Origin of the sequence: Corynebacterium sp. ACRPE, assembly GCF_022347435.1 — a bacterium.
GTDB lineage: Bacteria > Actinomycetota > Actinomycetes > Mycobacteriales > Mycobacteriaceae > Corynebacterium > Corynebacterium tuberculostearicum_D.
This window is the reverse complement of sequence record NZ_JAKRNA010000040.1, coordinates 1-9,949: the sequence shown is the minus strand read 5'-3', so window position 1 is coordinate 9,949 and position 9,949 is coordinate 1. Positions and strand designations below refer to the sequence as shown.

General features: G+C 64.4%; 8 protein-coding genes and 1 pseudogene. 7 read left to right on the top strand and 2 right to left on the bottom strand.

Features of this window, described 5'->3' with window-relative positions:
• The 5 genes and pseudogenes from MHY13_RS11810 to fbaA form a co-directional block, all read left to right on the top strand.
• Nucleotides 1-1,221, top strand: a pseudogene (locus MHY13_RS11810) (hypothetical protein); the annotation flags it as partial.
• A gap of 55 nt (nt 1,222-1,276) precedes the next feature.
• Complete coding sequence (gene pyrE, locus MHY13_RS11805; protein WP_049377135.1) at nt 1,277-1,867, top strand: orotate phosphoribosyltransferase; 591 nt, start codon at nt 1,277-1,279, stop codon at nt 1,865-1,867.
• Entirely contained in the window at nt 1,854-2,552 is a 699-nt protein-coding gene (locus tag MHY13_RS11800) for a TrmH family RNA methyltransferase (RefSeq protein ID WP_239283217.1), read from the top strand. The genes pyrE and MHY13_RS11800 overlap by 14 nt, the downstream gene beginning before the upstream one ends.
• Nucleotides 2,553-2,606: 54 nt before the next feature.
• Nucleotides 2,607-3,797: a glycoside hydrolase family 76 protein gene (locus tag MHY13_RS11795; protein WP_239283216.1), complete on the top strand. Its 1,191-nt coding sequence runs from the start codon at nt 2,607-2,609 to the stop codon at nt 3,795-3,797.
• A gap of 145 nt (nt 3,798-3,942) precedes the next feature.
• A complete protein-coding gene (gene fbaA, locus MHY13_RS11790; RefSeq protein ID WP_239283215.1) occupies nt 3,943-4,977 on the top strand; it encodes a class II fructose-bisphosphate aldolase in 1,035 nt (344 codons plus the stop codon).
• Between the two features lie 148 nt (nt 4,978-5,125).
• Here fbaA and MHY13_RS11785 read toward each other — a convergent pair whose 3' ends face one another.
• Nucleotides 5,126-6,169 (bottom strand): HNH endonuclease signature motif containing protein, encoded by a 1,044-nt coding sequence (locus MHY13_RS11785; protein WP_239283214.1) that lies wholly within the window; start codon nt 6,167-6,169, stop codon nt 5,126-5,128.
• Nucleotides 6,170-6,334: 165 nt separating this feature from the next.
• On the opposite strand from MHY13_RS11785, the gene MHY13_RS11780 reads away from it, so the two are divergent.
• Nucleotides 6,335-7,534, top strand: coding sequence for an aromatic acid exporter family protein (locus MHY13_RS11780; RefSeq protein WP_204610880.1), 1,200 nt, complete (start codon nt 6,335-6,337; stop codon nt 7,532-7,534).
• Here the strand turns inward: MHY13_RS11780 and MHY13_RS11775 are convergent.
• Nucleotides 7,531-8,403: a hypothetical protein gene (locus MHY13_RS11775; RefSeq protein WP_204610882.1), complete on the bottom strand. Its 873-nt coding sequence runs from the start codon at nt 8,401-8,403 to the stop codon at nt 7,531-7,533. The two genes, MHY13_RS11780 and MHY13_RS11775, sit on opposite strands and share 4 nt — an antisense overlap.
• A gap of 87 nt (nt 8,404-8,490) precedes the next feature.
• Between MHY13_RS11775 and MHY13_RS11770 the strand changes: the two genes are divergently transcribed.
• On the top strand, nt 8,491-9,783 hold the full coding sequence (locus MHY13_RS11770; protein WP_005325555.1) for an adenylosuccinate synthase: 1,293 nt from the start codon (nt 8,491-8,493) through the stop codon (nt 9,781-9,783).
• Nucleotides 9,784-9,949: the final 166 nt, after the last annotated feature.

The window sequence follows — 9,949 nt, the reverse complement described above, 5'->3', positions numbered from 1 at the left end:
GATCCCACCCCCGCAGACCCCACTCCAACGGACTCCACTCCGACGGACTCTGCATCCTCCGACGCCGCGCCCGAAAACGCTGCCCCGGCCACCCCAGCCACCGAAGCAGCTGCGCCAGCTCCCGCGCCGGAACCCACACCCGAACCCGCGCCCGAGACCCCGCCCCAGCAAGAACCTGAGCCAACCGACGAACCCGAGCCGGCCCCCGAGACCGCGAGCGAGCACCCCGCGCCTTCCAAGCCACACGCACGCCACCGGCCGGTCCTGCCAGGAACCATGCGCCGCGAGCGCCGCAATTGGGCGGAAGCCAAGGGATTTGAATTCATGAAGGCCGACCCTTACCTCGTAGACGAATGGACCAGGGGAGTGGCCTCCACCGGCGCGGCACCTAAAGACATTGTCGCTGGCAACGTGTACGGCCACGAGATGCTGTTGATGGATATCGATGGCGTCAATGTCATGGCCATGCGCACCGGAGCGGCCTCCGACATGGTGGTGGACTTCCGCCGCTTCGACCGCGACGACGTGAAGGCGTCCGAGGATCTGCTGTTGGCCATGACCATCGAGGGTTTCGATGTGTATTCCTCGGATAGCGCCGTGACCGAGCGCATGGTGGATGAACGCGTCCACGTCGCCCTGCAACAAATGCCCGAGGCCGTTACCGCACTGTGGATGGAAACGGAGTGGGTCCTGGCGCAGACCACGAAGCAGGCGCGCTCCGCGGAATGGGACGCGATGCTGCCGCCTCTCGCCCTGCTTGCCGACGCCGCCCGAGTCCTCCCCCCGCGTTCCTCGGCCACCCACGTGGTGCGTCTCGAGGAATTGGATCCAGCCCGCGAGATTCCCGCCCAGCCCATCGTCGAGGTCGTCGGCGGCGCGCCGGCCGCAGGCGCACCCGAATTCGAGCGACCCGTCATCCAACGGCCGGAAGAGCCGTTGCAGATGCCGTCTCGGGCCTACTCTGAAACCCGCGGCCCAGTCGAGCACAGTGCTCTCGGCGGCGACGAAGTAGACGCCATTGCCGACGGCCGCGAGCGCCCCACCCCCGATTCCCACACCGCCCGCCTGCCGCGCCAGCAGTTCCGCGCCGCCTCCATATTCGACAGCCCCTCCGCCGACTCCACCTCCGACGGCCCCCGCGCGGCCGACCCCAACCCAGTCGACCCCAGCCCGGCGAGCGAGTCCGCGGCCGAGGAATCGGACCCGCGCCGGGGAGAGTAGCCTAGAGTTCGATACCGGCGGCCGGCCGCCGCCTACGAACCACGACAAGGAGCAGATGACTGTGGATTCTCACACCACCAACGCCCAGAATGCGCACGCCCAGAACCTGGACGCCGAGAAGAAGGCCCGCCTCGCTGAACTGGTCAAGGAACTGGCCGTCGTCCACGGCAAGGTGACCCTGTCCTCGGGCAAGGAAGCTGACTACTACGTGGATCTCCGCCGCGCTACCTTGCATCACGAAGCCTCCCGCCTTATCGGTGCCCTGCTGCGCGAGCTGACCGCGGATTGGGATTTCGCGGCCGTCGGTGGCCTGACCCTCGGCGCCGACCCGGTTGCTACCTCCATCATGCATGCCGACGGCCGCGATATCGACGCCTTCGTCGTGCGCAAGGAAGCCAAGAAGCACGGCATGCAGCGCCGCATCGAGGGCGCCGACGTAGAAGGCAAGAAGGTCCTCGTCGTAGAGGACACCACGACCACCGGCAACTCCCCGCTGACCGCCGTGGCCGCGCTGCGCGAGGCCGGCGCCGAGGTCGTGGGCGTGGCGACCGTCGTGGACCGCGAGACCGGTGCCGGCGACGTCATCGCCGCAGAAGGCCTCGAGTACCGCTCCCTGCTGGGCCTGGGCGACCTTGACCTCGCCTAACGCAGATAGCGCGGCCGGCCAGGCTAAGCCGGACGAGGCCAAGGGGCCGACCGAGTGGAACGAGGGTCGCCATGGCGTAGGCCCCTGGGAAGGTCCGCTGCCGCAAGGGCCGGAGGCCGCGAAATACGACCCAGAGCTGCTCGCCGAAGGCGACCGTCGCAACGTCGTCGACGCCTACCGCTACTGGAGTAGGGAAGCGATCAAAGAGGACATCGATAAGCGCCGGCATAGCCTGCACATCGCCATCGAGAACTTCGAAAACGACGCCAATATCGGCACCGTCGTGCGCACCGCCAACGCCTTCGCCGTCGATACCGTGCACATCGTCGGCCGCCGCAGGTGGAATCGCCGCGGGGCAATGGTCACGGATAGGTACCAGCACTTGATGCACCACGAGAGCGTCGAGAAGCTTATTGCGTGGGCAGCCGAGGAGGGCCTTACCGTCGTTGCCATCGACAACACCCCCGGTTGCGTGCCCCTGGAAACGGCCGAGCTACCGGAGCGCAGCCTGCTGCTCTTCGGCCAGGAAGGCCCCGGCGTGACGCAAGCGGCCCAGGATGCTGCGGTGATGACCTGCTCCATCGCCCAATTTGGCTCCACCCGCTCCATTAACGCGGGCGTTGCGGCCGGCATTGCCATGCACGCCTGGATCCGCCAGCACGCCGATCTGGCAAATTCCTGGTAGGAAGATCGTTACACTAGCTATATCTACCCGTGCGACTGAAGTGATTGAGGAACCGTGGAAGAAAAGTGGGCCCACCGCGCCGAACTCGCAGAGGCCGCCATCAACGAGCGCCACGCGCACTCCGTATGGGGCCTGCCGCGCACCAATCTTGCCGTGGTTAGCTGGCCGCCCACGACGAAGGAAAAGCTCTTTGTCCACTGGCACTACTGGTGGCAGGCCCACTACCTGGACTGCCTCGTTGATGCGGCGCTGCGCAATAACACCAAGGTGCGCCGCCACCGCATCTATGACACCTTGCGCGGCATTCGCATCCGCAACCTCGCGCAGCTGACCAAGAATAAGTACTACGACGACAAGGCCTGGCTCGCGCTGGCTTTCGGCCGCGTGGAGGGCCTGAAGAAGGCAAAGACGCCCAAGCGTCTCGCGGCCCTGCAGCGCAATATCCACGAAGGCCTCGATGAAACGCTTGGCGTGCTGCCGTGGCGCCTGGGCGAGAACTTCATGAACGTGCCCTCCAACGGCCCGGGCGCCATCATGCTCGCGCGGATGGGGCGCATTGAGGAAGCGCGCCGCATCGTTGACTGGATCTATGACCACCTGCTTGACGACGACGGCTACATTATGGACGGCGTCCGCATGCGCATGGACGGCCCTGAGGTGGTAAAAAACATTCACCCCTACTGCCAGGGCGTAGTGCTCGGCGCGTGCCTGGAAATCGTGCTGGCGCTGCGGGAAAAGGCTGGCGTGGGCGATTTGGAACAGATCGACAGCGTGTACGAGGCTGAGATGGCTTCCGAGATGATGGATTACATCATCCGCATCCGGGGCTTGGTGCAAACCGTGGCTTCGGGCATGGCTACGCCTTCGGGCGTGGTGGACTGGGAGACCGGCGATGGTGACGGTGGCCTGTTTAAAGGCATTTTGATGCGCTATCTTGCCGACGTCGCCGTGCGCCTGCCCGGCGATTCCCCCGCCAACCGTGCGACGAAGAAGCTGGCCGCGCGCATGGTGGTGGCCTCGGCCGAGTCGGTGTGGGAGCACCGCCTCGAAGTCGACGGCCTGCCGATTTTCGGATCCGACTGGTTGTCCGATGCGCGCCTGCCGCATAACTACGGCTTCGGCCGGCGCACCATGAGTGAGAAGGTCGGCATCATTCGCGTAGATGAGCGCGATTTATCCGTGCAGCTTTCCGGCTGGATGCTGATGGAGGCCTGCGCCCGCGTGGTGCGAAATATGGCGAAATAGCCCTCGCTTGTCGGAGTAGATTGGTCCCGGAAATGACTGGGTTGAAAATGTCACACGGTTTTTGCGGCAGAATTTCCGTGAAACGGGCATACTTGGCTGTTGGAACGTGTTTGACCACAAACCCACTTTTTAAGGATGGAAACTCATGCCAATTGCAACCCCTGAGGTCTATAACGAGATGCTGGATACCGCGAAGAAGAACGGCTTCGCGTTCCCAGCAATCAACTGCACCTCATCTGAGACCATTAACGCAGCTCTGAAGGGCTTTGCTGAGGCCGAGTCCGACGGCATCATCCAGTTCTCCACCGGCGGTGCCGCCTTCGGCTCTGGCCTGGCACTGAAGGACAAGGTCAAGGGTGCTCAGGCACTGGCCGCATTCGCTCATGAGGCCGCCAAGCACTACGGCGTGAATATCGCGCTGCACACCGACCACTGCCAGAAGGAGGTACTCGATGAGTACGTCCGCCCGCTGCTGGCCATCTCCCAGGAGCGCGTCGACCGCGGCGAGAACCCACTGTTCCAGTCCCACATGTGGGACGGCTCCGCTATCCCCATCGACGAGAATCTGGTCATCGCCCAGGAGTTGCTGGAGAAGGCTAAGAACGCGCACGTCATTCTAGAGGCCGAGATCGGCGTCGTCGGCGGCGAAGAGGACGGCGTCCAGGCCAAGGCAGGCGCTAACCTCTACACCTCCCCAGAGGACTTTGAAAAGACCATCGATGCCCTGGGTACCGGCGAGAAGGGCCGCTACATGCTTGCCGCTACTTTCGGCAACGTTCACGGCGTCTACAAGCCAGGCAACGTGAAGCTGCGCCCAGAGGTCCTGCTCGAGGGCCAGAAGGTGGCGCAGAAGAAGCTCGGCCTGGGCGAGGACGAGTACGCTTTCGACTTCGTCTTCCACGGTGGCTCCGGCTCCGAGAAGGAAAAAATTGAAGAGGCACTTCGCTACGGTGTCATCAAGATGAACGTGGATACCGATACCCAGTACGCCTTCACCAACCCGGTTGCTCGCCACATGATGGAGAACTACGACGGCGTCTTCAAGATCGACGGCGAGGTTGGCAACAAGAAGGCCTACGATCCTCGCTCCTACCTGAAGAAGGCAGAGCAGGGCATGTCCGAGCGCGTCATCGAGTCCTGCCAGGACCTGTACTCCGTGGGCAAGTCCATCTCCAAGTAATTGCCCTTAGCTGCTCCACACTGCTTTGAGTTGAGGCAGCCTCGTATATAGGCATGCCGAATGAGCCGCTTCCCCCGCGTGGGAGGCGGCTTTTCGTACTTTCGGCCGGGGTGGTTCCGGGCGAGGGATCGATGATCGGCCGGTGCAGTTAGGGGTTTTGTGTGGGGCTGGGGACGAAGCGTGGGGTGTTGCTCCACGGCGGTACCCAGGCGACGCGGCCATCGATGCGCACCATGCGGCCGCGCTCGGTGGGGCGGGAGGGGTCGTCTTGGTTGACGGCGTTGTGGTGCGCGCACAAGGTGACCAGATTTTCTTGGTTGGTGGGCCCGCCGGCGGACCAGGCGGTGAGGTGGTGGACTTGGGCGTCGTCGGCAGGCGTATTGCAGCCCGGCCAGGCGCACACGGGGTGCTCGGCCGCGGCGAGCATGCGCTGTTTCCACGTGGCCATGCGCTCGGTGCGGTACAGGTTCACCGGGCCGTGCTCCGGGTGGACCAGGCTGACGTAGCCGCGCTGGGCTAAAGCGCGGGCGACGAGCTGCGCGCCGGTCATGCGGGCGCCGTTGGTGAGCTGGAGGGTGATATCGGCGGCGTCGGCAGGCGCGGCGACGATGCGGTCGAGCTGGTCCAAGGTGAGGATGACATTGGTGTGCACGGCCGGCAGCGCGCCGGGGTTGCCCTCGAGGAGGACCTTCTTGGCGGCGGCGAGGGGATCGTCCTTGTTGACCGAGGAGAGCACGCCCTTGATATCGGCGATATCGGTGGGATCGGCGGTAATGGAGATGGTGTGGGGTCCGTCGGGGCGGCGGGTATAGCGCACGCCGGGCTCGGGGCGACGGGGCGGATTGAGCTGCTTGAGGAGCTTCTTGGCTACAGAAGGGATGAGGCGGGCCTCGGTGCGGCAGAGCTCTAAGCGCAGGTCCCAGGCGCGGTTGGTATCGCGCACGCGGCGGGTATAGGACTCGATGCTATCGAGTGTGGCGAGGTCGTGAGCGCGGGTGCGGGCGGCGTCGCGAGCGAGGCGCTGCTTGCGGGTATTGGACGTGCGGCCGAAGTAGACATGTTGCAGGCGGGCGAGCTGGGCAGCCAGAAGGGGGCTGGCTCCGGCCTCGAGGAGCGAGTCTTCGGAGCAGCCCTGAAATTCGGCGACGAGATCGACGCCGCGGCGGCATAGCAAGAGAAATTCGGTGTTCACACGGCCGAAGCTAAAAGGCGCGCGAGGGCCGAACAAGCGGTGCGCGGCCGGGGAGGGGGAAATTGTGGATAGGCGGGGGAAAAGGGGGCGTCGGCAAGAGCTATCCACAAGCCAGCCGACGGCCGAGATGCGCGGGGACGGCGGCGATGGTAAGGGCGGTCTTCTATGCTGGAGGTCATGTCGGAAGCGAAGGAAAGAGTCTCAACGCGGCAAAAGCTGCGGGTGATTGACCGCTCGGTGCTCTCGCGGGTCAACCGCATCCGCTCGCGGTTTGTCTACATCATCCAGGCGACCATTGGCGCGGCGCTCGCGTACTGGGTGGCCGGCGATGTGGTGGGGCACCCGCAGCCGTTCTTTGCGCCGATTTCTGCGGTCATCATTCTGGGGATGTCCGGTGGGGACAGGATGAAAAAGGCGCTGGAGATGTCGATTGGCGGCATCATTGGCGTGGCCGTGGGCGACCTGCTCTTCCAGATAGTGGGGCAGGGGCCGTTCCAGATTTTCTTCATTGTGGGCGCGGGCCTGGTGGTGGGCTCGTTTTTGACCAAGTCGCCGCTGGTGACCAACCAGATTGTCTTTGGCGCGATTTTGATCGCCACGATTTTCCCACCCACGGAGGGCCCGGGCGGCCTGCACCGCGCGATTGACGCGATGATTGGCTCGGGCATTGGCCTGATAACCATTGCGTTGATTCCCAATTCCCCGTTGGTGGAAGCGCGGCGCGAGGTGTCGAAGGTGCTTAAGGTTGCCTCGAGCATTCTTGCCGACGTCACTTATGGCATCCGCCACCAAGACCCCGGCGTCATCCGCGACGCGCGCGAGGCGGTGCGCGGTACCCAAAATAGCGTCAATACCCTGCTAAGCGCGGCGCAATCGGGCAGGGAGGCCTCGGAGGTTTCGCCGCTGTTGTGGGCCTCGCGGCGCAGCATTCGCTCGCTGGAGCGCATCCTGTTGCCGGTGGATAACGCGGTCCGCGGCGTGCGCGTGCTCTCCCGCCAGGCGCTGGGCCTGACGGAGGACCGCGACAAGGTTTCGGACAAGCAGGTGGAGTTGCTCGATGAGCTTTCTGAAATCATGCTCGCGATTAGTGAGCTCTACGGCCAGGGCAAGAAGCATGGGCACGATGAGGCGATTGAAATTCCGGACCTTGTGCAGCGTCTGCGCATCGTGGGCGGGCGCGCCGGGCTGGACATCATTGATAGGGAAGGCACGCTGTCGGCCTATATGATTCTGGGCCAGACGCGCTCGATCGTGGTGGACATGCTGATGGTGTGCGGGCTCTCGCGCGAGTCGGCCGTGGCGCACCTCGTGCCGACCTCGCAGCACCCGGCCTACCCGCCGGAGGTGTGGGGGCGCGAGGACTAAGGGCGGACGATCTGGAGGTCGCGCAGGTGGCGGTAGAACGTCACGCGGGTCACCGGGCGCTTGTGGGGGACGGAATCGACGATGACGCGCAGCTGTGGGCCGCCGGCCTGGACGGCGCGGCCGGTGCTGACGGATTCGGGGTCGAGCTGGCCGGGCTTGCGCAGCAGCGAGCGCAGGCGGCCCTGCGACTCGACGGGGGAGGTGGCGCGGGCGGCGAGGATGCCGGGGGCGTCGGTCATCGGGACGAGGCGCGCGCCGAAGGTTTTGGGGGAAGTGGCGGCTAGGGTGTGGTCGTCGATGATGACTTCGCCGGTGAAAGAGCCATTGGAGGCGTCGGAGATGGTGGCGGAGCCGGCGACGGCGAGGCCGGAATCGTTGCGGATAAGCGGCGCAGGGCGGACCGGGGCCGTGCGGGCGAAGTCGAGGGCCTCGGCCGGGGAGGTGGGAATCCCCCAGTTCTGGGCGGCCGCGGACGGGGTGGACGGAGTGGAGGCGGCCGGCGCGGTGGTTGAGGGGGTGGAGGCTGCGGCTGAGGAGACGGGGATGAAGGCGACCTCGGCCCAGAGGCGGTCGGAGCGCATGAGGCGGGTGAGCACGGCCGAGAGGGCGGCGTCGGAGCCGACGACGACGATGCGGGCGGGCTCAGCTAAGTGCGGGGCCTGTGGGGCAGGTTCGGGGGCGCCGAGGTGGCGGACATCGGGTTGCGCGGCGATGTCATCGAGCGAGGGAGTGGGGTCTGTGGGGAGGAGGGGGTTGAGGAAGGCGTCGATAAGCGCGAGCTCTTTGCGGGTAGGGATGGGGGAGAGATCGTGGGCGTCGGCAGGCATGGCCACGCCCGGGGCGCCGCAGCGGAGGAACAAAAAACGCATGCGGTCAATGCTACGCGGGCTTTTTGCGCCGGGAAAGTGTAAAGTTGGAGAGTATTTTGGCTTCAATAATGAGGAAGTGACTAAACAATGGCAGCGATCGTCATTGTCGGCGCCCAGTGGGGCGACGAAGGCAAGGGCAAAGCGACCGACATCCTCGGCGGCAAGGTTGACTACGTGGTCAAGCCGAACGGCGGTAATAACGCCGGCCATACCGTCGTGGTAGGCGGCGAAAAATACGAGCTGAAGCTCCTGCCAGCCGGCATTTTGTCCGAGAACGCCACCCCGGTGCTGGGCAATGGCGTGGTGATCAACCTTGAGGCGCTCTTTGATGAGATTGATGGCCTTGAGGCCCGCGGCGCGAACGCCTCGCGCCTGAAGATTTCCGCCAACGCGCACCTGGTGGCGCCGTACCACCAGACCCTGGACCGCGTGCAGGAGCGCTTCCTGGGCAAGCGCGCTATCGGCACCACCGGCCGCGGCATTGGCCCGACCTACGCCGATAAGGTCGCCCGCATTGGCATCCGCGTGCAGGACATCTTTGATGAGTCCATCCTGCGCCAGAAGGTAGAATCCGCGCTGGATATCAAGAACCAGATGCTGGTGAAGATGTACAACCGCAAGGCCATCGAGGCGGACCAGATTGTGGAGTACTTCCTGAGCTACCGCGATCGCCTGCGCCCGATGGTTATCGACGCCGAGCTGGAGCTCAACCAGGCCCTCGAAGCTGGCAAGCACGTGCTCATGGAGGGTGGCCAAGCCACCATGCTCGACGTGGACCACGGCACCTACCCGTTCGTGACCTCGTCTAACCCGACCGCCGGTGGTGCTTCCGTGGGCTCCGGCATTGGTCCAACGCGCATCAAGACCTCGCTGGGCATTATCAAGGCTTACACCACCCGCGTGGGTGCTGGCCCGTTCCCGACTGAGCTTTTTGATAAGTGGGGCGAGTACCTGCAGACCACCGGCGGCGAGATTGGTGTGAACACCGGCCGCAAGCGCCGTTGTGGTTGGTATGACTCCGTTGTCGCGCGCTATGCCACCCGCGTTAACGGCTTTACCGATTACTTCCTGACCAAGCTGGACGTTCTTACCGGCATCGGTGAGATTCCTATCTGCGTGGCTTATGACGTCGACGGCAAGCGCTACGACGAGCTGCCGCTTACCCAGTCCGAGTTCCACCACGCCGAGCCCATCTTTGAGACCATGCCCGCCTGGGACGAGGACATTACCGAATGCTCCACCTTTGAGGAGCTACCGCAGAAGGCACAAGACTACGTCCTGCGCCTGGAAGAGCTGTCTGGCTGTCGTATCTCCTATATCGGCGTAGGCCCCGGCCGCGACCAGACCATCATTCGCCACGATGTCATGGAAGACCAGTAAGGATGTAGTCCTTATTAGCGTGGTGTGAGAGCCCCACTCTCTAGCAGGGTTAAGGGTCAAAAAGTGTGTCCGGAATCGCGGATTTTCACGGATTGACCTGTAGGTTTCCGGAAAGTATATGCTCCGGAAGCATATATCTAGCCCCCGACGGGAAATCCTCGGTGTG